The organism is Ruegeria sp. CF5 (assembly GCF_056537325.1).
The window spans coordinates 1-23,221 of record NZ_JBQFRI010000014.1 but is presented as its reverse complement, the minus strand read 5'-3'; the positions used below and the strand labels follow the sequence as shown (position 1 = coordinate 23,221).

Here is a 23,221-nt window from a genome sequence, read left to right as displayed (position 1 = left end):
TGAAATTGGGCTGAGGTGCCGCTGCCTCATACATCCGGCAGGGTCGGGAAGTTGAATACATCACCGATCGACACAAATCCCGACTATCGAGACGTCGGGCAGCATCCCTGATACAAGCAGCCGCTCTGATTGCACTCATTACCATGCCGGGCGAAATACAGACATTCTCTGTGGCGGCAAGATTATTTCCCACCAGATAACAAAGCGGATTTTTCAGCTAACCGACCGAAAAAATCCTGTCGCTGGCCACATTCCGGACCAGCCGTTCCAAAAAAGCCTTACCGGTGCCTTGAATTTCTGGACCAACCATTCCACATCTTGCTCATGAGCAATGAAACCCTCTCAGTTGGCGACATCAGATCACCTGCAGGCCCAGGTCGGCCTCGTGCCTTTGACGAAGCGGAGGCTTTGGAAAAAGCCTTGTGCGTTTTTTGGCACAAGGGCTACGAGACTGCCTCCGTGGACGATCTGACCAAGGCCATGGGCTTGAGCCGGTCCAGCTTCTATGGAGCGTTTGGCAACAAGGAGGCTTTGTTTCACAAAGCCCTCAGCCACTATTCAAGGCGTGCCTTGAAAAATCTGCGTGCTGTTGCAGACGCTGGCGGGAATGATCCTGTTGGAGCGATGATGGAAGCTTTGGCGAACCCGCAAGGCGGTCGTGACGGCTGCATGCTGATCAACTGCCTTACCGAGCTTGCCCCGCATGATGATGAGGTGGCGGCTCTTGGGCGGCACCACTTGGAAAGCATCGACGAAATTATTGCGGGAGCGCTTGAGCCTTCAGATCCGGATCAGGCCCTCGACAAGGCGCGCGCCTATGCCTCCCTTGCAATCGGCACGCTGGCCCTGCGTAAGGCGGGCGTTCCTGCTGAGCAGATATCGCAAACCCTGAAACAAGCCCGGTTGGTGATTTCGCCTTAGCGCACTCCTCGACCATAAGGACCTGAAACCCAACACAAACTCCAGCAAGAAACGTGACACTAATATTGGACTATTTAGTCCAAAACTTTCTGAACTAAGTTGACCAACGAAGGAAACAGCAATGGCTGATGAAAAACTATTCTCAGGCACCAAAGCCGGTGAAATCGAGCTGAAAAACCGCGTTGTCATGGCGCCACTAACCCGCAATCGGGCAAGGGCAGAAGATGACAGCGTTCATGAATTGCAGGCCGAATACTACGCCCAGCGGGCGGGCGCTGGACTGATCATCACAGAAGCTTCGCAAATCTCACCCCAAGGCAAAGGCTATGCCTGGACGCCCGGCATTTATTCCGAAACACAGATCGAAGGCTGGAAAAAAGTGACTGAGGCCGTCCATGCAAAGGGTGGCAAGATCGTGATCCAGCTTTGGCATGTGGGTCGGATTTCCCATACCAGCTTGCAGCAGGACGGCGGTGCACCGGTTGCACCATCTGCAATTGGTGCCAAGGCGATGACTTTTGATGGCGAACAGTTTGTCGAAACATCGGAGCCGCGGGCGCTGGGCATCGAAGAAATTGCAGGCATTGTCGCCGACTACCGGCAGGCTGCGGAAAACGCCAAAAGGGCGGGGTTCGACGGTATCGAGGTCCATGCGGCCAATGGATATCTGATCGATCAGTTCCTGCGGGACGAGTCCAACAAGCGTGAAGACGAATACGGCGGCCCTGTTGAGAACAGAGCGCGATTCCTGAAAGAGGTCATGGACGCGGTTGTCGATGTGTGGGGCGCCGCCCGCGTTGGTGTCCGTCTCAGCCCATTCTCGAGCGCCAATAACATCTCCGACAGCGACCCACAGGCGACATTCTCCCACGCGGTCAAATTGCTGAATGGTTATGGTCTGGCTTATCTCCATCTCGTTGAAGGACAAACCGGCGGCCCGCGCGAAATTCCGGAAGGGGGCAATCTGAAGGCGCTCTATGACCTGTTTGACGGCGCGAAAATGGGCAACAACGCTTATGACCGAGAAATGGCGATTGAAGCGGTCAAAATCGGATCCCTCGATCTGGTGGCCTTCGGTCGGCCGTTCATTTCCAACCCGGATCTAGTCAATCGGTTGGAGAAAGACACGACACTGAATGAGTTGGATTCAACCACCCTCTATGGTGGCAATGAAAAAGGGTACACCGATTATCCGGCACTCGAAGAGGAAACGGTTGCAGCGGAGTAAAACCACTGCTCTACCAGCCAGATTAACTCTGTTTTGACAAACAAAACCAAAATAGTGAGCGCGCCGGTTTGGGCGCGCTCACCTTGCGGTTACGGCAATCTCCATTGTTGAAGCGGGGAGAAAAATGGCTTCTGGAGACGTTCAGAACCGCGTTTTTTTATTGCAAGAGCATGACTTAATTTAGGATGGCAACTCGCCGTCGACGCCTTGCACAAACCAGTTCATTTCATGAACCTGCTTGTCGGTCAGCGCTTCTCCTTCGCCGATTACAAGTTCGCCACTTGCATTCGTGATAGGTCCGGCAAACGGGTTCAGTGTTCCATCTTGCAGCGCTTGCTCGACATTGGTTGCGGCTGATTTCACGTCATTCGGTAGCGCTTCGTTGTACGGAGCCAGCATGACCAATCCACCACTGATGCCGTCCCAGGTGTGATCGGTTTCCCAAGAGCCGTCCAAGACATCCTGAACGCGGCGTATGTAGTATGGCCCCCAATTGTTCACGATTCCTGTAAGGTGCGCCTTTTCAGCGAATTGAGACATGTCCGCATCCTGACCGAAGCAGTATACACCTGCCTCCTCGGCTCTTTGGCAGGGCGCCGGGCTGTTTGTGTGCTGGGTAATGAAGTCAGCACCTTGATCGAGCAACACCTGTGCGGCGTCTGCTTCCAATGCAGGGTTATACCAAGTATTGACCCAGACCACTTTCACCTCGACATCCGGGTTTACCTTTTGTGCCGCCAGCGTGAAGGCGTTTATGCCCATGATGACTTCGGGGATTGGGAAGGAAGCGATATATCCCACGGTATTCGTTTCAGTCATCATCCCGGCGATTGTTCCAAAGACAACCCGACCTTCATGGAAACGCGCATTGTACACACTGACATTGGGTGCGGTCTTGAAGCCCGTATTGTTTTCGAAGTGGACGTCCGGAAACTTTCCTGCAACTTGCAACGTCGGCTCCATAAAACCAAATGAAGCCGTAAAAATCAGCTCATGGCCAGTCAAGGCTAGCTGGGTGATGACGCGGGTGGCATCGGGGCCTTCGGCTACACTTTCAACGAACGTTGTTTCGATCTGATCGCCAAAATGAGCAATGACGTCCTGTCGTCCGACCTCATGTCGATAGGACCAGCCGTTGTCACCAATCGGAGTTGGGTAAACAAATCCAACTTTTAGTTTTTCTTCAGCTAAACTTGGTCCGGAACCCAACACCATTGAAACAGCGGCGCAAATCCCGCTTGCAACAAGCGTTTTGAACTTGAGCTTGCTTTCCATCGTATATCCTCCCTGTTCATCCACCGGATGCAACGGACCGAGTTTGGCGTGGCACCGTTCTCGCGATTTGCTGCAAGGATCGGGTGACAACACGCATTGCGACGTTGCACGAAGCCTGACACCGTTTCGGCTTCCTGTTCGGATTTGGTGAGGAAAATTATTGATCAGCCACCGATACATTCAAGCGCATACATTCGCTTATTGCGTGCGCAAAATTAGAACGGACTTGCGAGCTTCTCTGTCTTTGATCGAATATCAAAAAACAACCTTCAGGCTGTGTTTCACCTAAGCACACGGCTTGTCACTTGCCGCGGCAAGTAGTCTCCAACCGAGCAAAATCTTATCACGCAGTCGTGGTTTTTGCCCCGGCATCAATTTTCTCCAAGGTCTGCACCAATATTTGCGCCAGAGCTTGAGTTGTCTCGGACATTTGCGCGGGGTTGCGACCACTGAGTGTCAGAATTTCGTAAATGTTTTGGCTTTCGATCTGGCAGAACACCAGATCGCCTCTGGTCACTTCATCGCGCACATCCGCCCAGGTCAAAAAGCTGACGCCTGCACCCTGAATGACAAGCTGTTTTATCGCGCTTACCGAGTTGGATTTTGCTATGGCCTGCGAATTCAGGCCCATACGCTGGATCATGGATTTCACGGTTGCGTTTAATGACAAGGAACGATCCGGAAGCACTAATTGCTGCCCTTGTAGTTCCTCTTTCCCAACCACACCCTTTGATCGGAGCTCTGGTGTTGGTTTCATAACCGCACCGATATCCAGCCTTGTTTCATAATGACAACGGAAACCGAGATCCCCTGGCATGTTAAATGCAACAACCAAATCAAGCTCACCTGCAAGCATCTGCTGAACCAGTTGAGATGTCCCGGCCACAACGACATCAATGGCCACGGACCCGTGTTTTTGTCTCACCTCGTCATAAACTGTCGCCAGAAAGCCTTCGGCAAAGCATTCCATGATCCCCAGACGCACATGACCAACACGCCCCTTCAGGACTTCGATTTCGCTTCTCAGAGTCTGATCCCGGATTTGAAAGTCCCGGATGTATTCGACGACCAGCTTTCCAGCTTCGGTCAAATTCATTCCTTTGGCATGGCGCAGGAACAACGGGGTCCCTAACTCCCGCTCCAGATTCAGAACGTGCCGATTTATCGCAGACGGAGCCAGATTGACTCTTTCCGACGCCTTCCGGATCGAGCCTGAGCTGGCAACAATTTCAAGAACGTGGGCAGCCTGGGTGAGCAGTGGCATTATTGCGTCCTAATTATTAGTCCAGTTTGTCCGATTTATTATCATAGATTGGAACACCACTTCCTCCTAGCCTTAACAAAAGTTCTTAAAGGGTAGAGAAGAAATGACACGTGATGTCCTGCTTTGCGCACCGCACGTACTGACAATGGATACGCAGAATACTGTCTTAATCGACGCCGCGGTTCTCGTGCGTGGAAATGAAATCGCTGCCGTTGGGTCGCGCGAGCAGCTGGTACGCGAAAACCCGCAAGTAAAAATCCAGGAATTTCGTGATAGCTTGCTCATGCCCGGACTCGTCAATGCACATTGCCATTCGGGCATTCTGCGTGGAACGGCCGAGGGATTGCCCGTCTGGGATTGGTTGCGCATGTATATCGATCCGATGCACCGGGTGCTCAATGCGCGTGAAGCAGAAGCAGCATCATGGCTTTGCTATGCGGAATCGGCTTTGTCCGGGACGACGACAATCGTTGACATGTGGCGGTACATGCATGGCAGCGCGAAGGCCGCGGATACAATCGGCACACGGGCTGTGCTTGTGCCGTATGTCGGTGAACACCCGGACTACAACTATTTTGAAACTCTGGCATCCAACGAACAGCTTCTGGATGACTGGCATCGCAAGTCGGAGGGTCGGATCAATGTTTGGGTTGGGCTTGAGCACTTGTTTTATGCGTCGTCCGAAAAGCATCGGGACTTCATTGATCTCGCGCTGAAGTATGACACTGGCTTCCATACGCACAGCAACGAAGCCGAGATTGAATTGCGGGAAATGGACCGCCGCTATGGCAAGCGTTCGGTTCATGTTCTCAAGGATTTGGGTTTCTTCGAACCTCGAAATACTCTGCTGGCACATTGTGTCTGGTTGGACGATTCCGAGATCGAGATCATCGCCGAAAATGGTGTTGGCGTCGCCCACAACCCGGTCAGCAATATGAAGCTGGCAAGTGGCATCGCGCCGGTGGAAAAACTGCTCAAGGCAGGGGTGGCTGTCGGTATCGGCACAGATGGCGAAAAAGAGAACAACAATCTCGATATGTTCGACGACATGAAGTGCACGTCTCTTCTTGGAAAGTTGAACAATCTGGACGCTAGCGCATTGGATGCATGGGAGGTCCTGCGAATGGGCACAATCGACGGCGCAAGAAGCATCGGTCTGGAGAATGAGATCGGTTCTCTGGAGGTCGGCAAGAAGGCCGACATCATTGCGGTACGCACTGACACGCCGCGCATGACGCCATTGATCAGCGAAGGTGAATTCTTCAATCTCCACTATAATCTGGTGCATTCGGCGCGGGGCTCGGACGTTGTCATGACAATGGTGGACGGAAACCAGATCGTGAGTGATGGGCGGCTTTTAACCGCTGATATATCTGACCTGATCGGAGAGGTTCACGACGTGCTTCCAGGATTGTTTGAGCGCCGCGCAGCCTTTCTTTCTGAAAACACCGATGGCGCGGTGAGCCCTGTTTGAAGGTTGGCACCGCTTCTGAAAAGCTACGTATGTCATAAGAAAAACCTTTTGGCGGGCTCCAAATGGCAAAATAGGAAAATATGATGTGCAATGATCTGAAATATCTGCGGCAAACCATCAAGATCGCCAAGGAGTGTCGAGAATCCGGCAACCATCCCTTCGGTGCCATTCTGGTCGGCCCACAAGGTGATATTTTGCTTAGCGCTGGGAACTCCTACTCGTATGAAAAAGGCGTTGGACACGCGGAGTTGAATGTTGCCCGAGCGGCAAGCCGAAAATACCAACCGGAGTACTTGGAGAAGTGTACACTGTACACATCGGTGGAGCCGTGCTGCATGTGCGCCGGAGCCTGCTACTGGGCAGGGATTGGAACGGTTGTATACGGGATGACTGAAAAGCGATTGGCTGTACTAACCGGCGACAACGAGGAAAACCTCACACTGGACCTGCCGTGTGAAACCGTATTTGCAGCCGGCCAGCGGACCGTAGAAACCCGCGGGCCATTTGCCGAGATCGAAGAAGAAGTAGCCGAGGGTCATTTGGGTTTCTGGTAGTTTGATGCGAACCACGAGAGACTTTTGAAAAGCTGATCTTCTAAATTTCAATTGAAATGAAAGGTTGGTTTCGCTCTAAGGCTATTTAGCCATCACGCCCAATAAGCCAATTTCCTTGGCTGTCCTCTTGAGGCGACACGTGATTCATAGCTCCGGTCCACGACCTGTTGGCCGATTAGCCTCACGCCTTCGACCAAAATTTTGAGAATCGTCTGAATTCAGGCCTGCAGAAGCTCTATTCTGCGCCTGCCCGTTTGGGGAAATGGTGTCAGCGTTAGAAGTCGTTTCGAGGCCCTGCTTACGATCCGCTCCAGGAACGGACCGAAAGGGTCGTTGGAAGAGTGCTTGATGGTGGCTACTCGAGTGCGCGCTGAACCCCGAAGTATATGGTCCAACTCCGGCTGGAGCCCGGTGATCTGATCGCCTTCGACAATCGCCGGATGCTGCATGCCCGGCCGGAGCTCGATCTGCAAAGCGGCACTCGGCGTGTACGAGATGCAGGGGCTGAAGACGGCCACGGACTATTATCTTGAACAGGTCGCTATCATGGGGGCCAATCCGGTGCCGGAATACAAGGCGGTTTCGAAATCCACCGTCGAAAAGGGGCTGACAACAACTTTGAAAGAGGTAAATGCCCGCTATGAAGGGTTGGACTGACCCAGCGATCCGCCGGTTTCCTTGCGGATCGACTGGCTACTGCATTTGTTCCGCCCAGCGGCCCGGAAGCCGATGAAAAAGCCGCAACGCCGCGCGATTTCTTCAATGCTCAGTCTGGTGTGTGCGCTCAGATCGCGCGCGCACGTCAGCCACAGGGGCCAGATGTGCACGCTCCCTTCGTGTTGCTTGAGCGGGTTGCTCTCCATAAGTTAGTCGGTCGCGAGAACGCCTGCTGTTCTACCCTGACCAGCGATCCAATCGAGGAATTTGCCAGCTGAATTGCGGTCCGCTGCGCGGGGCATCAGGCAACCAAAATAGCCACGATGTGTCTTGATGCGCCGATCGGTGATCGGTGTTAGCAACCCAAGATCGAAATGATCCTGGAGCAGTGTCTCCCAGCCAAGGATGACGCCATCACCGTTCAAGGCCGCCTGAAGATAGACCATGAAACTGGTAAATTTCCGCTCGGAGGCCGGGGCGGATGGAACAAGCTCTGTCCCATCGAAGAACGTGGTCCAATCGTCGGTGTGAAGGCCCATTGTCAGATAGAGCAGCGCGTGCTCTGAAAGCGCTTTTAGGTCGTCCCCAATCGATGCGGCCACGTCCGGCCGGGCCACTGCGACCATACTCTCTTCAAAAACCAAAGCCTTTCGCATGCCCGGCAAACGGTCAGGGTTGTCGAAAGCGACCACGATATCGCTCTCCAAATCGTAGGCGTCGTTCTGGTCTCGCGAGATCAACTCAATCGAAATATCGGGATGCATGGCCCGAAATTCGGGCAGGCGCTTCATCAGATAGCAACTGGCAAAGCCGATGGTGGTGTTGACGGTCAAGCGCGCTCGGTTCGGGTGCTGGCGTACCAATTCCAGCGCACTGCGGACCTGCGTGATGCCACCCGAGATTGCCCGATAAAGCACTTCGCCTTCCCGCGTGAGTGTCGCAAAGGGCCGTGTCCTGTTCAAAAGCTTCACGCCCAGCTCAGCCTCCAACTCGGCCACACGGCGGCTGGCCGCCGGTTGCTGTACGTTCAATTCTTGCGCCGCTCGAGTGAAATTACGATGTCGGGCCACGGCCTCGAACGCGGTCAGACGTTTCCAGTTCAGTGCCGCCATACCATTCCTCCACGGAATGAAAGGTATAAGCGTTTCGGGCGTTCTAACAATGGATAAGGCGAAATAGGGTTCCGTTGAAAGCAAATACATTCAGAAAGGTGCACGCCATGCCGCCTCGCAAATCGGGCCGGTCCGACGGATTTAACGGAACCTTCCTGTCATGAAGACACAAGCCGCTGTGATGTACAGCACGAAAGAACCGCTTGTGGTGGAAGAGCTGGACCTCGATACACCGCGTGCTGGCGAGGTTTTGATCCGCATGGGGGCAGCTGGCGTCTGTCATTCCGACTATCATGTGATCTCGGGTCAGGCGGATCATGATCTGCCCGTCGTGCTGGGCCATGAAGGCGCGGGCGAGGTGATCGGATTGGGCAAAGGCGTCACCGATCTGTCTATCGGAGATCATGTCGTCCTGAGCTGGATTCCCTATTGCGGCGACTGTTTCTTTTGCGCTCATGAGCAAACCCATTTGTGCCAGACCTACAAAACCCCACTCTGGGACGGCACCATGCTGGACGGGACGTGCCGGTTGACCAACGCGAAGGGCCCTGTACGGCACCTGTCCATGCTGGCGTGCTGGGCCGATCATGCTGTGGTACCGCAGGAAAGCTGCATTAGGATCAGCAAGGCCTTACCGTTCGATGTCGCCGCGCTATTAGGTTGTGCCGTAACCACAGGCGTTGGCGCAGTCCTGAACCGCGCCAAGGTGGCGCCAGGATCAACTATTGTGGTGATCGGTGCGGGTGGTGTGGGTTTGTCTATCATCATGGGGGCAAAGCTGGCGGGCGCGCGCAGGATCATCGCCATTGATGCGGCGCCGGGAACGGAGGCCAAGGCGCGTGAATTAGGGGCCACGGATTTTATACCAGCGAGCGAGGATGTCAGGGCTCGTATCCATGAGATGACTGAGCACGGCGCCGACCATGTGTTCGAAGCCGTCGGAAAACGCACCTTACAGCGGGCGGCGATCGAGTACTGCCGCCCCGGGGGGCAGGTGACTTTTGTCGGGATGGACGGAAATGACGCTACTATAGACCTGCCCTCAACAGGAATTACGCGCGCCGAGATTATTGTTACTGGATCGATCTTTGGATCAGCCTGCACATCGCGCGACTTTGTGGCCTATGCGCAGCACTACATGGAGGGTAACCTCCCCATCGACCAGCTGATAGGACGGCGCTACAGGCTTGACCAGATCAACGAAGCTCTGGATGACATGCTCGCTGGAAAACCTGGGCGCGGCGTGATCCTGTTCGACGAGCCCGCCCTTTGACCCAATCGGCTCTGATCCGTCTGGCCCGCTTTGTTGCCGAAGACCCGCTGAATGCGGATGCCGCTGCACTGGCGGTTCTGCGCGACGGCGTGATCGACACACTTGGTTGTATTCACGCTGGCGCATGCACTGATGTCGCGATCAGGTCGCGAGACGGCGTGCTGGCAATGGGTTCGGATGGCCCTGCACAGGTGATCGGTACCGAGATGAAAACCTCGCGACCGCAAGCTGCATTCCTGAACGCTGTCGCGGGTCATGCCCTGGACTTCGACGATTGGGAAATCCCAGGCAACACGCACCCGACCGTGGTGCTCTTGCCTGCCGTGCTGGCCGTTTCGGGGCCACAAACCCACGGCGCCGACGTCGCCTGCGCCTATCTCGCCGGATTTGAAGTGATCGCCCGATTGGGGGAGGCGATGAATTTCGAGCATTACGATGCGGGCTGGCATTCCACTGCCACGCTCGGTGCGTCCGCAGCCGCCGCGGCCTGCTCGCGGGTTATGGGGTTGTCCGCTGAAGAAACAGCGAATGCGATGTCCTTGGCGATCAGTACGGCAAGTGGGTATACCTGTCAGTTCGGGTCTCATGCCAAACCGATCCAAGCGGGATTTGCTGCGCGGGCCGGTGTCGAATCCGCCTTCTTGGCGCAGGCTGGGCTGACAGGCCAGGAGCATGTTCTCGACCATCCGCGAGGTATGGCTCAGTTGATGGGCGGGCCGGGCGCTCAACGTTTTGACGTGGCCTTGGGGAAGTTGGGCTTGGGGTATGCCTTGACGCAGCACGGGCTTGTTTTCAAACCATGGCCAAGCTGTGGATACACGCATCGGATCATGACCTGCGCGTTGCGCCTGCGTGATCGCCTACCTCTGGGTGAAATTGCACGCATCGATCTGCATCTTCCCGATTTCCATGGCGCCGTACTGCCCTTTTGCCAACCAACGAACCGGCCCGAGGCCCTCTTCAGCCTGCCTTTCGTGGCCGCGATTGGGTTGATCCGAGGTGGATTGACGCTGTGCGACCTTGAGGCCGAGCAATGGAATTCGCCAGAGGTGATGAACCTGATCACCAAGATACACGTACATCCATTCCCTCCAGCACGACCGGACCTGAACTATGCAAAGGAAGATCCCGACCGCATGGTTATCACTCGGACTGACGGGACGATCCTTGAGGAAAGCTGCACCTATCCCTTGGGTGCGCCTCAACAGCCCATGAGCGATGACCGGCTCTGGCAAAAGTTCAATGCAAATGTCGGGCTTGTCCCCGACGCATGGGCGGCGAAGCTTCGTAACTGGCCTGAACAATCAGGCATTCTCGCCCTTTTGACACAGCAGGTATCCCACTAATGAGCAGAATACGATCAGGCCGCGCCGCACGGCGAGCGGGACGTCAGGGTGGTGCTGGATCTGGCCCCAGCGCAGCAATCTGGCCCGGCATTGAGGGCGGTCAATACCAGGTGATCTCTCCCGAAGGCGTCCTTGGTATTCATCGGACGGTCCTGCGTATCCTTGCCGAAATCGGGCTCGTCGGTGCAACACCACGCTGTATCGAGACGATCACGGCTGCGGGCGGGTCTGTCTCTGACGCTGGCAGGTTGCTCTTTCCGCCTCAGATGGTGGAACGTGTACTTCAAACAGCGGGCCGTGGGTTCATGCTTCATGGCCAGAAGCCTGAGTACGACCTTAACCCAAGCGGCACACGCATCCACCTTGGTACCTCTGGTGCGGCTGTACACATTGTGGACAGCGAGACCGGCAAGGTACGTGACAGCACCCTGTCTGATCTCCACGACATGGCCCGTCTTGCCCAGGCGCTACCGAATATCCACATGTTCCAGCGCACGGTCGTGGCGCGCGACATCAAAGACACCCATGCAATGGAGTTAAACACTGCCTATGCCTGCGCAGCGGGCACGGCAAAGCCTATCGGCACGTCATTTACCTCCGCAGACACGATGCGGGATGCAGTCGAGATGTTCCACATGATCGCGGGCAGTGAAGAAGCCTGGCGCGCACGCCCGTTTTGTTGTGTCTCGACGTGTTTCGTCGTGCCGCCCCTGACGTTCGCCGAAGAAGCGCTTAGCATCATCGAATGCGCTGCAGAGACCGGCACGCCCCTAAAGCTCGTCTCTGCCGGGCAAGCCGGGGCCACCAGCCCAGCGCCGCTAGCCGGTGCAGTCGCGCAGCAAACGGCCGAAGTGTTGGCGGGATTAGTCTATGTGAACCTTCTAAATCCCGGCCATCCGGCGCTGTTTGGTGCCCTGCCCTTTGTCAGCGATCTGCGCACCGGCGCGATGTCGGGTGGCAGCGCCGAGCAAGGCGTGCTGATGGCGGCCTGTGCCCAGATGGCGCAGCACTACGGCATCCCCTGCGCCGTCAGTGCCGGTATGACAGACAGTAAAATGCCCGACTTTCAGGCGGGTTACGAAAAGGGCATAACCGAGCTTCTCAGTGCTCTGGCAGGCGCGAACCTGATCTATGAAGCTGCGGGCATGTACGGATCGCTTTTAGCCGCCAGCAAAGAAAGCTTCGTTCTGGACAACGACCTGATCGGATCGGTCCTGCGCGCCACGCGCGGTTTCCAAATCAACGAGGACGCTTTGGCTTTCGACGTGATCCGCGAGGTTTGCCTTGCCGGGCCGGGACATTTCCTTGGCAGTGGGCAGACGCTGCAACGAATGCAAAGCGACTATTACTATCCTGACCTCGCCGACCGCACCACACCACAGGCCTGGGCAGATGCCGGGGCGCCATCGACCCTTCAAGCAGCACGCACACGAGCCAAAGAGATCCTTGCGAGAGATGATGCTGCGGTCTTCGGGGCCGAGACCGCCGCCGCCATCTACCAACGCTTTCCCGAGATTGCGACAAACTGGAAATGACCTGTTTCAGAGAAGCCAGCGTTATTTGGGACGTTATTCGACCACGCAGCATTGGCTGCATTGAGTTCTCTCCGGCCAATCGCTGAGGTCCTCAACAACGGCGGCTGCGATGCCGAAATATATCCGGTCTCGCATATGGTTCGGCGACTAGCCAATTTTTGTCCAACTTTGGCATCTAGTATCGACGATGCACCCTTTTTTCAGTGATCACGTTCCGCTTCTTTTGACGCTCCCGTAAAAAGACAAACATTCCCGATCCCAAAATCAATGCGATACCGATTGCGACAGGCAGGTTGGGCAATTCTCCCCAGATTACCCAGCCCCAGAAAATTGCCATCGGAAGGCCAACATATTCAAATGGTGCCACCGTAGCGGCATCCGCCATCCGGTAAGCCTGACCAAGACAATAACCGATGATTGCAGAATTGAACCCAAGCCCAACAAACAGCCAGCGGTCAGTCCCTTCGGGCCAAACCCAAGCGCGTAGTAAGAAAATCAGGCTCTCGTTTTCAAACTCATTCGCAAAGCGCCCATCCCCGGCTATCGACCAGAACACCAGACTGACGACGATAAAGCACGCCTGAATGTAAACGGCCATCGCCGACGCCTTGGACTTTGCGCCAAGAAAGCGGGTGAGCACGTTGTTAAGGGCATAGGTGAAGGCAGCAAGAACCGGCAGAGCATACATCAGCAGACCAACTTCACGCTCGCCACCGGCTTCCCACGGACGAGTCATGATCACCACGCCCAAGAAACCCACAAGCACTGCGCCAATCCGCATGGGGCCAACCTTTTCGCCTAGCAATGGGATGCTCAGCAAAGTGATCATCAAGGGTGCAACGAAGAACACCGCAGTGGCTTCCGCCAGTGGCATTACTGCAAGAGCCGTGAAGAACGTCAGATTGGCAACGACAATAAGCAAACCGCGCAGGAGGTGAAGTCCCGGTTGATCTGTTTTCAGGATACGCCAACCCCCTTCCATTTGCACCAAGGCAAGGCTGAACCCGATCCCGATCAACGATCTCGTAAAGACCATCTGATGCAGGGGATAACCGCCAGACAGGAATTTGATCAGCATATCATTGACAGAAATCGCCAATATACCGATCAGTACGAACGCGATACCCGCTGTCGGGTTTTGCAGTTTTTGTTCCGCTGTCATGGAGTACCCTTTCCAAATGGCCACTAACACGGACCATTGAACAGGTCACCTCGCTTGTGATGCCTATTTGGAATAAGGCGATTGACCCGAAGCCGGTGTCGGGCTGAGTTTGAGAGCAAGGTTGTTTTGTTGATCTGGCAGCAAAAGCAAAACTGCCGGTCTATTTTGATCCAAGGCCGATAACTCTTGGCGTATCGGCTGCAACCACACGTTAGTTTTACCTCTAACATCTGGGTGGGCGGACGCTTGGCTCAGACGCGCTGGTATAGTTTATGGGTTGCAAAAAAGATCACCCGCTATCACCAGGTCTATTCCGATCACTCATTGTTCAAGGTATCTCCTGAAAGCCAATCCAAGTCGGAAGCGAGGTTAACCAGATGTCAGATCTCTTCGATCTCAGCAAAGAACAAGGCAAACAGCCGCTTGCCGCAGCTTTGCGACCACGCTCACTTGACGAAGTTATCGGACAGGATGCACTCACGGCGAAGGGGTCGATCCTGCAGCGCAGGATTGCCGCGGATCAACTCGGCAGCATTGTTCTTTACGGTCCGCCGGGTATCGGAAAGACGTCCATCGCGCGGGCCGTGGGCAACATGCTCAATAAGGATTTCCGCCCGCTTCATGCGACGCGCGCCGGTGTGAAGGAAATCCGTCAACTTGCGGACGAAGCGCGGATGCGCCCCCTGCTTATTTTTGTCGATGAAGTTCATCGGTTCTCCGCCACACAGGCAGACGATCTTCTTGCGATCTGCGAAGACGGCACCGCTGATTTCATGGGGGCGACAACTCAGAATCCCTACACTGCGTTACCCAAGGCTCTTATTTCACGATCAACGATCCTGAAACTTGAACCCATTTCTCTCGAGGACATGGAAAAAGTCGTTACACGAGGCCTCGATCATCTGAAGAGCACCGGTATCAAGGTAGCCTTATCCGCCGAACAAATGCGGCTCATCGCGGGGCGCTCTGGCGGTGATGCACGCCGGGCTTTGACGACCCTTGAAAGTCTTGCTGTTGGTCATATGCCGGGCGAACCCGTTACCGTAACAGAGGAAATGATCGAAGAAGCCTATATGGCCTCGCCAGTTAACCATGATCGTTCCGGTGACCAGCATTACGACATTATTTCCGCGTTTATCAAATCGATGCGTGGAGGAGCAGCAGCGGACGCCGTGCTTTACTGGCTTGCGCGGCTCATCCATGCAGGTGAAGACCCGCGTTTCATCGCCCGCCGCATCATGATTCAGGCGTCCGAAGACGTGGGGCTTGCCGACAACAGTGCCCTGCAGACTGCTGTTGCCGCTGCTCAGGCCGTGGAATTGGTCGGATATCCCGAGGCAAGAATTATCCTTGCCCATGCCGCCCTTCATGTTGCCCGTGCGCCCAAGTCCGGATCCGCCAATCATGGAATTTCGGCAGCCCTTGCGGCAGTTGCGAGCGAGCCGCCTTTGCCGGTTCCGTTGCATTTGCGCGATACGCATTATCAGGGCAGCGAAAAGCTTGGCCATGGCGGCTACCGGAGCCCACACAAGGATCCGCGAGGCTGGGTTGATCAACAATACGCACCAGGCATCGAGCCGGGACGCTTCTATAAAAGCGAAGCTCGGGACGCGCCTACATTTGAAAAGCGCGCTGACGAATATTGGGAGAGGATCACCGGCCGACCGTCCCCCAGACTGTTCGATTAGGGTGCTTTTGTCCCTACGAACTTCCACTCTCCAGACCGGCGCAACATCAGAAACTCGGGAAACTTTGAAAACTAAAATACCTCAAAGATGCCAGGGCGCTTCTCCAATCTCCTGCTTCAGTGAAATCTCTGAGGTCGTTACGTCAGAATGACATGTGCCGTGACGTTGCAGGTGACACTTTACCTACAGCAGCATTCCCTAAGGGCAAGAACATGCCGGGAGGGAAGTTTATGACCGTTGAAATCGAAAAAACCGAAGACGTCTGGACTATAGTGCACGACAGGCCAGAGGCGCGGAACGCCGTGGATACCGATCACGCGCGGGCGTTGGTAGATGCTTTTCTGGAATTTGAGCAAGGACCGGCCAAGGTCGCGGTCTTCTGGGGAAAGGGCGACAATTTCTGCGCGGGCTGGGATCTGAAGCTGGCGGCGTCGTTGTCTGACCCTGAACTGCGTGAAGCCTATTTTGATATGCTCGCATTTCCGGTCGGGTCGGCTCCTTCGCTGACTGGTCCTCTGGGCCCCTCGCGGCTGGAATTGTCGAAACCGGTCATAGGCGCGATAGAAGGCGCCGCCGTCGCCGGTGGAATGGAGCTTGCGCTGTGGTGCGACATCCGGGTGATGGCCGAGACTGCATATCTTGGCGTTTACTGCCGTCGCTGGGGGATAACTCTGATGGATGGTGGCTCGGTCCGTTTGCCAAGGCTGGTCGGTCAGGGCAAAGCGCTTGAGATTGCCCTGACCGGCCGCAAGGTCGAAGCAGAGGAATGCTATCGCATCGGCCTTGCGGAAAAGGTGGTACCACATGGCACGACCCGGACTGCAGCCGAGGCTATGGCCCGGGAAATTGCTCGGTTCCCGCAGGAAGCCGTGCGGGCGGATCGCCGGTCGATCATCGAAACCCGGGGCATGCCGGTGCGCGAGGCGCTCAAGGTAGAATGGGCCAACGGCCTTGAGGCAATCCGCCGGGAAGGAACCGCCGGAGCCGGACGCTTCCGGGATGGTGCCGGCAGGCATGGCGACTTTTCGAATATCTGAGCCATCAATCTGAATGTAGCCACGTGAAACGACTGTCGCGCCTTGACTCTGCTGGCGCTGCGCGCGACAGACGCCTCATGCTTTCTTGGAGTGGTGTGGATATGTGGCTCACGCGGGCGCGCCGTGAATTGATGGGGGTTTTCCCATGACTGGCGTGCAGATGATCACGGTTGAAAACGGCGACGGAGATCAGCGCCTGGACCGCTGGTTGCGGCGCCTGTTTCCGCATGTCAGTCAGGGTCGCATCGAAAAGATGTGCCGCAAGGGAGAGTTGCGAGTGGACGGTGGCCGGGTAAAGGCCTCGACCCGGCTTGAACCCGGTCAGGTCGTGCGTGTGCCACCGCTGCCTGACGCAGATCACAAACCGGCCGAGGTTAAACGCCGCGTGTCCGACGCGGATGCAAAGATGATCCAGTCCTGCGTGATCTACAGGGATGATCATGTTCTTGCCCTGAACAAGCCCGCAGGACTGCCGGTTCAGGGGGGAAGCGGTCAAACCCGCCATGTGGACGGCCTGTCCGAAGCTCTGCGCTTTGGCTTTGATGAAAATCCGCGCCTTGTGCACCGATTGGACAAGGATACCTCGGGTGTATTGCTGCTGGCGCGAACCCGTGAAGCGGCCAAAGGATTGACGGCTGCATTCCGACACCGCAACACCCGCAAGATTTATTGGGCGCTGGTTGCCGGAGTTCCGACACCCTATCTGGGCGAGATCAAGACCGGTCTGGTCAAGGCGCCCGGCCATGGCAAGCACGGCGAAGGCGAAAAAATGATCCCTGTCCATCTGAACGAGGTGGACGTTACGCCGGGCGCCAAGCGGGCGCACACCCAATACGCGACCCTTTATCGTGTGGCGGGGCGGGCCTCGTGGGTTGCGATGGAGCCGATTACCGGCCGCACGCATCAATTACGGGCGCATATGGCCGCCATCGGGCACCCCATTATTGGCGATGGCAAATATGGCGGATCAGGGCAGGAAAATCTGGGCGATGGCTGGGGCGCGCAACTGGGCGGAATCATCAGCAAAAAGCTGCATCTGCATGCCCGGCGCTTGTCGTTCGAACACCCCCTGACACGAAAAACCGTGACCGTTACCGCAGCGTTGCCGGATCATATGAAAGAGAGTTGGGACACTCTTGGCTGGACCGAAGACCTGGCCGCCGACGATCCTTTTGAGGACCTGCAATGAGCGCGCCCCTGCGGCTGGTTCTGTTCGACGTCGATGGCACTCTGGTTGATAGTCAGGGAAGCATCGTCTCGGCCATGACCGCATCGTTTCAGGCAGCATCGCTGCCGGTGCCCGATCGCCCGGCGATTTTGTCCATTGTGGGCCTGTCCCTGCCGCACGCAATGGCGCGTCTGGCACCTGAACAAAGCGACAGCGTTCAGCATGATCTGGTCGAAGGATACAAGGCGGCCTATCACGCCCAGCGGCTGGAACAGGGGGCAGCAAGCTCTCCGCTCTACCCCGGCGCACTTGAGATATTGCAGGCCTTGCATGCAATTCCCGAAGTACTGCTTGGGGTCGCTACCGGTAAGTCGCAGCGCGGTCTGGATGCGCTGCTTGAGGCCCACGCGTTGGAGCAGTTTTTCGTAACCCGACAGGTTGCGGATCATCACCCGTCCAAACCGCATCCTTCGATGATCGATACCGCGCGATCCGATACCGGTGTTGCGGCTTCTGATACGGTGATGATCGGGGATACCAGCTTTGACATGGAAATGGCCAAGGCCGCCGGTGTTGCGGGTATTGGGGTTTCATGGGGATATCATCATAGGACCGCCCTGAAGGATGCACATTGCGTGGTGGAAACCTTCGACCAGCTTCCGGGCGTGCTGACCAAAATCTGGGACTGAACGTATGAGCGATTGGAAACCGAAACGGTTCTGGACATCTAGCGCTGTGGTGCCAGTTGATGGGGCATACACGGTCGAATTGGATGGCCGTCGGGTGAAAACCCCGGCCAAAGCCACCCTTATTCTGCCAACGCAGGCCATGGCGCAGGCCGTAGCAGCCGAATGGGACGCGCAGGAAAAAGAGGTCGATCCGGCCACGATGCCCTTCACCCGGTCTGCCAATGCAGCCATCGACAAGGTGCGTCATCAACATGCCGAAGTGGCCGACATGCTGGCCGCGTATGGTGATTCGGATTTGCTGTGCTATCGGGCAGAACACCCCGAAGCACTTGTTCGACGGCAGTCGGAACAATGGGATCCAGTGCTTGATTGGGCGGCAGAAACACTCGGCACCCGGTTGTTGCCGGTCACCGGCGTTGTTCACCAGCCACAGTCAGCATCGGTTCTGGAACTGCTGAAACAACAGGTGCGGGAACTGGACGAATTCCGTCTGGCAGCGTTCCACGATCTGGTCGGTCTGTCGGGATCTCTGATTCTTGGCTTCGCCGCAGCGCAGGATTGGCGGAAAGCAGACGAGATCTGGCGGATTTCGCGTCTGGATGAAATCTGGCAGGAAGAGCAGTGGGGCATCGACGAAGAAGCGCAGCGGGAAGCCGAGTTGAAAAAGATCGCCTTCCTACACGCTAAACGGTTCTACGATCTATCGGTTTGAGCCTTTGCTTTAGGCGGCTGCGGGTGACCCAGGGTCACCCTGCACATGCCGTCCATCTATTTCCCTGATACGACCCTTGACGTTTTCTAATGAATGCGACCAAACTTGTGCCCACTAAAGGGGAGACACCTTTGGGGTAACCTTTCCGGTATCTTGATGCCGGACAAAACCGTTTCGTCTGGGGACGGAAAATCAGGAAGAGGTAAAAATGAAAAAATCCGTAATCTTGGGCGCGGCCACCGTTGCCGCTCTGGCAGCAGGTGCTGCCGCAGCGGGTACCGCGGACGACGTCAAGGCGCGCGGCAAGCTGAACTGTGGTGTCGCAACCGGCGTACCCGGCTTTGCGAGCCCGGATGCCAATGGCGAATGGCAGGGCTTTGACGTAGCTGTCTGCCGCGCAGTTGCAGCCGCCGTACTGGATGATCCGAGCGCTGTTGAGTTCATTCCCACCACCGGCAAGACACGCTTCACAGCGCTGGCTTCGGGTGAGATTGACATGCTGGCCCGTAACACCACGTGGACCTTCAGCCGCGACGTCGACCTGAAGTTCGAATTCGTTGGCATCAACTACTATGACGGTCAGGGCTTCATGGTGCCAAAGGCGCTGGGCGTAAGCTCGGCCAAGGAACTGGATGGCGCAACCGTCTGCATCCAGACCGGCACCACCACCGAACTGAACCTGGCGGATTTCTTCCGTGTCAACAACATGAGCTACGAGCCGGTTCCGATCGAAACCAACGCCGAAGCGCAGCAGCAGTATCTGGCTGGCGCCTGTGACGTCTACACCACCGACGCTTCCGGCCTTGCCGCAACCCGCGCCACCTTCGAGAACGCTGCAGATCACGTGATCCTGCCCGAAATCATCTCGAAAGAGCCGCTGGGTCCGCTGGTCCGTCATGGCGACAACGAGTGGGGCGACATCGTCCGCTGGACTCTGAACGCGCTGATCGCGGCCGAAGAGCTGGGCATCACCTCGGCGAACATCGACGAGATGTCGGCTGGCACTGACAACCCCGAAGTGAACCGCCTGCTGGGTTCCGAAGGCACCCTGGGCGAGATGCTGGGTCTGGACGCAACCTGGGCACAGCGCGCGATCAAAGTGGGTGGCAACTATGGTGAAGTGTTTGCCAAGAACATCGGTGAAGAAACGCCGATTGGTCTGGCACGCGGCCTGAACGCACAGTGGACCGATGGCGGCCTGCTGTACGCACCGCCGTTCCGCTAAAAGCCACGGAAAAGGGCGCAGGGCAACCTGCGCCCTTTTTCCATCCACAAGAAACACGCCCGGACAGTTCCGAGCAGAGATCAACTCTGCCGACAGAAAACCGGGATTCACGGGGATATACATAGGTCATGACGACTCTCACTGACCCGCCGAAGGAGCAGTTCCGGCTGTCCATGCTCCTTTACGATACGCGGTACCGATCAGCGACCATTCAGGTCATTGCAATGATCGGTTTCATGCTTCTGGCAGCCTGGCTTATCAACAATACGATTCAGAACCTTGAGGCATTGGGCAAAACGGTCGAGTTCTCGTTTTTCGGTGAACCGGCCAGTTATGATATCAACCAACGCTTGCTGGAATATGACTCGCGCGATACCCATCTGCGCGCCGCGCTGATCGGACTGCTGAACACGCTGGTTGTTGCGGTACTGGGCTGTATCACTGCCACGATCGTTGGTGTTATGGTCGGCGTCCTGCGCCTGTCTAACAACTGGTTGGTCGCCCGGATCATGACCGTTTACGTCGAGATGTTCCGTAACGTGCCGGTGCTGCTGTGGATCGTACTGGCCATGGCTATCCTGATCGAAGGTCTGCCTGCACCGCGTGCGTTCCGGGGCGAAGATCCCGAAGCAACGATGAAGCTGTTCGACTCGGTCGCCATTACAAACCGCGGGGTCTATATCCCCGAGTTCCTGTTCTCACGCAGTTTGGGCGATATCCACCTGTTTGGAACATCGAGCCTGCGCTTTGATGTTTCGCTGGACCTGATCGCGTTCCTGATCGTGCTTGGCGGCAGCATCTTTGCAATGCGCAAAGTGTCGGCCTGGGCCAATGCCACACAGGAAAAGACCGGCGACCGCCCGACCATCTGGCACATCCAGCTGGGCCTGCTGGTCGTTCCGTCGGCCATCCTGCTCGGCGCGCTGGGCTTCCATTTGGGTTTCCCTGAGCTGAAGGGCTTCAACTTCAGCGGCGGCACCCATCTGCGGAACTCATTGATCGCCCTGTGGCTGGCGCTGTCACTTTATACAGCGGCCTTCATCGCCGAGATCGTCCGTGCTGGTATTCTGGCGATTTCGAAAGGTCAGACCGAGGCCGCATCCGCGCTGGGTATGCGTCCGGGCCGCACGATGCGTCTGGTGATCCTGCCGCAGGCGCTGCGGGTGATCATCCCGCCGATGATCTCGAACTATCTGAACCTGACCAAAAACTCGTCACTGGCGATTGCGGTCGGATATATGGACATCACGGGTACCCTTGGTGGCATCACCATGAACCAGACCGGGCGTGAGCTGGAATGTGTTCTGCTGCTGATGCTGATCTACCTGTCCATCTCGCTGAGCATTTCGGCGGTGATGAACTGGTACAACAACCGTGTCAAACTGGTGGAGCGGTAATATGAGTGATGTTTCATTTGTCCGCACGGAAATGTTGCCGGAACAGACACCACCCGCCTCAGAGGTGGGGGTGCTGGGCTGGATCAGACATAACCTGTTCTCAAGCTGGCTCAACGCTATCCTGACCGTAATCTCACTGGTCTTCATCTACTACGTGCTGTCCAACGTTCTGACATGGACGTTCGAATCCGTCTGGAACGCGAATTCACTGTCAGAATGTCGTGAGATCATGATGGCAACGTGGGGCGATACCCATGGTCATGCCTGCTGGGGCGTGATCAAGGATCGCTGGTTGCAGCTACTTTACGGCTTCTACCCGCCGTATCCTGAGTACCCGAATGCAACATGGTCAAACCCACCAGAAGCTGGGGCATGGCCGGCCTATTTCCGACCAAACCTGGCCTTCATCCTGTTGCTCGTCGCGATTGCGCCTGTGTTGTTCACCAAAGTACCGCGCAAGCTTCTGATCGTCACGGCGGCCTACCCGTTCCTGCTGCCCTGGCTGATGTGGGGCGGTAGCATCTGGGGGCCACTGATGGTCGCCGCCGGATTCGCCATCGGGTATATTGCCTACAGGCTTGTGCTACCTGCCGCGGGTTCACTGACGGCCCTGATCCTTGCGATCGTGCTGCCCATTCTGTGGTGGTTGTTTGCAGCCGGCCCGGTTGCCGATACCATTGATGCAGCACTTCCAATCGGCATCGCCGCTGTGGAAAGTCGTGACTTTGGCGGCTTCATGCTGGCGATCCTTCTGGGCGTTGTGGCCATCGGTGTATCGCTGCCTATCGGCATCCTTCTGGCACTGGGTCGCCAGTCCGACCTGCTGATCGTCAAATATATGTGCGTGGGCTTTATCGAGTTCATTCGCGGTGTACCGCTGATCACCCTGCTGTTCGTGGCCTCACTGCTGCTGAACCTGTTCCTGCCGCCGGGCACCAATTTTGACATCATCCTACGGGTGATGATCATGATGACCCTGTTCTCGGCCGCTTATATGGCCGAGGTGATCCGGGGTGGTCTGGCAGCCTTGCCAAGGGGTCAGTACGAAGGCGCCGACAGTCTGGGCCTGAACTACTGGCAGGCACAGCGGCTGATCATCATGCCGCAAGCCCTGAAAATCTCGATCCCGGGCATCGTGAGCACTTTCATCGGTATCTTCAAGGACACGGTTCTGGTGTCGATCATCGGCCTGTTCGATGTAATCGGCCTGACCAACGCGATCCGTGCCGATACCGCTTGGAATGGCATCTACTGGGAACTGTTCGCCTTTATCGGCGCGCTGTTCTTCGTCGTCTGCTTCTCCATGTCCCGTTATTCCATGTATCTGGAGCGCAAGCTTCAGACTGGCCACCGTTAAGGAGTTCAACACATGTCTGAACTTGCAATTGAACGTGAAATCGACCGCTCGAAGATGCAGGTGAGCGACGAGGTCGCCATCGAAATCACCAACATGAACAAGTGGTACGGGGCATTCCACGTGCTGCGCGACATCAATCTGACCGTC

The 23,221-nt window shown here is 56.3% G+C and carries 20 protein-coding genes and 2 pseudogenes; 18 read left to right on the top strand and 4 right to left on the bottom strand.

What is annotated here, in order from left to right:
• Positions 1 to 324 precede the first annotated feature (324 nt).
• Both ACR0NW_RS21930 and ACR0NW_RS21925 read left to right on the top strand, forming a co-directional pair.
• Complete coding sequence (locus tag ACR0NW_RS21930; protein WP_480452786.1) at positions 325 to 921, top strand: TetR/AcrR family transcriptional regulator; 597 nt, start codon at positions 325 to 327, stop codon at positions 919 to 921.
• Positions 922 to 1,042: 121 nt separating this feature from the next.
• Positions 1,043 to 2,149, top strand: a complete 1,107-nt coding sequence (locus ACR0NW_RS21925) for an alkene reductase (protein WP_480452784.1) — start codon at positions 1,043 to 1,045, stop codon at positions 2,147 to 2,149.
• Between the two features lie 180 nt (positions 2,150 to 2,329).
• On the opposite strand, the gene ACR0NW_RS21920 is transcribed toward ACR0NW_RS21925, so the two are convergent.
• A complete protein-coding gene (locus ACR0NW_RS21920) occupies positions 2,330 to 3,424 on the bottom strand; it encodes a BMP family ABC transporter substrate-binding protein (RefSeq protein ID WP_480452783.1) in 1,095 nt (364 codons plus the stop codon).
• A 343-nt stretch (positions 3,425 to 3,767) separates the two neighbouring features.
• On the bottom strand, positions 3,768 to 4,688 hold the full coding sequence (locus tag ACR0NW_RS21915; RefSeq protein WP_480452781.1) for a LysR family transcriptional regulator: 921 nt from the start codon (positions 4,686 to 4,688) through the stop codon (positions 3,768 to 3,770).
• A 103-nt stretch (positions 4,689 to 4,791) separates the two neighbouring features.
• On the opposite strand from ACR0NW_RS21915, the gene ACR0NW_RS21910 reads away from it, so the two are divergent.
• The 4 genes and pseudogenes from ACR0NW_RS21910 (at position 4,792) to ACR0NW_RS21895 (ending at position 7,373) form a co-directional block, all read left to right on the top strand.
• Positions 4,792 to 6,162 (top strand): amidohydrolase family protein, encoded by a 1,371-nt coding sequence (locus tag ACR0NW_RS21910; RefSeq protein ID WP_480452780.1) that lies wholly within the window; start codon positions 4,792 to 4,794, stop codon positions 6,160 to 6,162.
• A gap of 83 nt (positions 6,163 to 6,245) precedes the next feature.
• Complete coding sequence (locus ACR0NW_RS21905; RefSeq protein WP_480452778.1) at positions 6,246 to 6,716, top strand: nucleoside deaminase; 471 nt, start codon at positions 6,246 to 6,248, stop codon at positions 6,714 to 6,716.
• A 386-nt stretch (positions 6,717 to 7,102) separates the two neighbouring features.
• Positions 7,103 to 7,153 (top strand): annotated as a pseudogene (locus ACR0NW_RS21900) (hypothetical protein); the annotation flags it as partial.
• Positions 7,154 to 7,163: 10 nt separating this feature from the next.
• Positions 7,164 to 7,373 carry a helix-turn-helix domain-containing protein gene (locus ACR0NW_RS21895; protein ID WP_480452861.1) on the top strand — a complete coding sequence of 70 codons (210 nt, stop codon included), beginning with the start codon at positions 7,164 to 7,166 and terminating at the stop codon, positions 7,371 to 7,373.
• A 209-nt stretch (positions 7,374 to 7,582) separates the two neighbouring features.
• Here ACR0NW_RS21895 and ACR0NW_RS21890 read toward each other — a convergent pair whose 3' ends face one another.
• A complete protein-coding gene (locus ACR0NW_RS21890) occupies positions 7,583 to 8,485 on the bottom strand; it encodes a LysR family transcriptional regulator (protein ID WP_480452776.1) in 903 nt (300 codons plus the stop codon).
• Between the two features lie 160 nt (positions 8,486 to 8,645).
• On the opposite strand from ACR0NW_RS21890, the gene ACR0NW_RS21885 reads away from it, so the two are divergent.
• From ACR0NW_RS21885 to ACR0NW_RS21875, 3 genes are read left to right on the top strand one after another with little or no spacing between them, the layout of a single operon-like run.
• A complete protein-coding gene (locus ACR0NW_RS21885; RefSeq protein WP_480452775.1) occupies positions 8,646 to 9,758 on the top strand; it encodes a zinc-binding dehydrogenase in 1,113 nt (370 codons plus the stop codon).
• Positions 9,755 to 11,104 (top strand): MmgE/PrpD family protein, encoded by a 1,350-nt coding sequence (locus ACR0NW_RS21880; protein WP_480452773.1) that lies wholly within the window; start codon positions 9,755 to 9,757, stop codon positions 11,102 to 11,104. Before ACR0NW_RS21885 ends, ACR0NW_RS21880 begins: the two co-directional genes overlap by 4 nt.
• Positions 11,104 to 12,639: a trimethylamine methyltransferase family protein gene (locus tag ACR0NW_RS21875; RefSeq protein ID WP_480452771.1), complete on the top strand. Its 1,536-nt coding sequence runs from the start codon at positions 11,104 to 11,106 to the stop codon at positions 12,637 to 12,639. Before ACR0NW_RS21880 ends, ACR0NW_RS21875 begins: the two co-directional genes overlap by 1 nt.
• A 175-nt stretch (positions 12,640 to 12,814) precedes the next feature.
• On the opposite strand, the gene ACR0NW_RS21870 is transcribed toward ACR0NW_RS21875, so the two are convergent.
• Entirely contained in the window at positions 12,815 to 13,801 is a 987-nt protein-coding gene (locus tag ACR0NW_RS21870) for a DMT family transporter (RefSeq protein ID WP_480452770.1), read from the bottom strand.
• A gap of 377 nt (positions 13,802 to 14,178) precedes the next feature.
• Here ACR0NW_RS21870 and ACR0NW_RS21865 point away from each other — a divergent pair, with 377 nt between their 5' ends.
• From ACR0NW_RS21865 to ACR0NW_RS21825, 9 genes and pseudogenes are all read left to right on the top strand, one after another.
• Complete coding sequence (locus ACR0NW_RS21865; RefSeq protein ID WP_480452768.1) at positions 14,179 to 15,489, top strand: replication-associated recombination protein A; 1,311 nt, start codon at positions 14,179 to 14,181, stop codon at positions 15,487 to 15,489.
• A 230-nt stretch (positions 15,490 to 15,719) separates the two neighbouring features.
• Positions 15,720 to 16,526, top strand: a complete 807-nt coding sequence (locus ACR0NW_RS21860; protein ID WP_480452766.1) for a crotonase/enoyl-CoA hydratase family protein — start codon at positions 15,720 to 15,722, stop codon at positions 16,524 to 16,526.
• A 145-nt stretch (positions 16,527 to 16,671) separates the two neighbouring features.
• Positions 16,672 to 17,715, top strand: a complete 1,044-nt coding sequence (locus tag ACR0NW_RS21855; protein ID WP_480452765.1) for an RluA family pseudouridine synthase — start codon at positions 16,672 to 16,674, stop codon at positions 17,713 to 17,715.
• Entirely contained in the window at positions 17,712 to 18,383 is a 672-nt protein-coding gene (locus tag ACR0NW_RS21850) for an HAD-IA family hydrolase (RefSeq protein WP_480452764.1), read from the top strand. Before ACR0NW_RS21855 ends, ACR0NW_RS21850 begins: the two co-directional genes overlap by 4 nt.
• A 4-nt stretch (positions 18,384 to 18,387) precedes the next feature.
• Positions 18,388 to 19,095 (top strand): ATP12 family chaperone protein, encoded by a 708-nt coding sequence (locus tag ACR0NW_RS21845; protein ID WP_480452762.1) that lies wholly within the window; start codon positions 18,388 to 18,390, stop codon positions 19,093 to 19,095.
• 208 nt (positions 19,096 to 19,303) lie between these two features.
• On the top strand, positions 19,304 to 20,320 hold the full coding sequence (locus ACR0NW_RS21840; RefSeq protein ID WP_480452760.1) for an amino acid ABC transporter substrate-binding protein: 1,017 nt from the start codon (positions 19,304 to 19,306) through the stop codon (positions 20,318 to 20,320).
• A 128-nt stretch (positions 20,321 to 20,448) separates the two neighbouring features.
• On the top strand, positions 20,449 to 21,717 hold the full coding sequence (locus tag ACR0NW_RS21835) for an ABC transporter permease subunit (protein ID WP_170656655.1): 1,269 nt from the start codon (positions 20,449 to 20,451) through the stop codon (positions 21,715 to 21,717).
• A 1-nt stretch (position 21,718) separates the two neighbouring features.
• Positions 21,719 to 23,074 (top strand): amino acid ABC transporter permease, encoded by a 1,356-nt coding sequence (locus ACR0NW_RS21830; protein WP_480452759.1) that lies wholly within the window; start codon positions 21,719 to 21,721, stop codon positions 23,072 to 23,074.
• Positions 23,075 to 23,086: 12 nt separating this feature from the next.
• Positions 23,087 to 23,221 (top strand): annotated as a pseudogene (locus tag ACR0NW_RS21825) (amino acid ABC transporter ATP-binding protein); the annotation flags it as partial.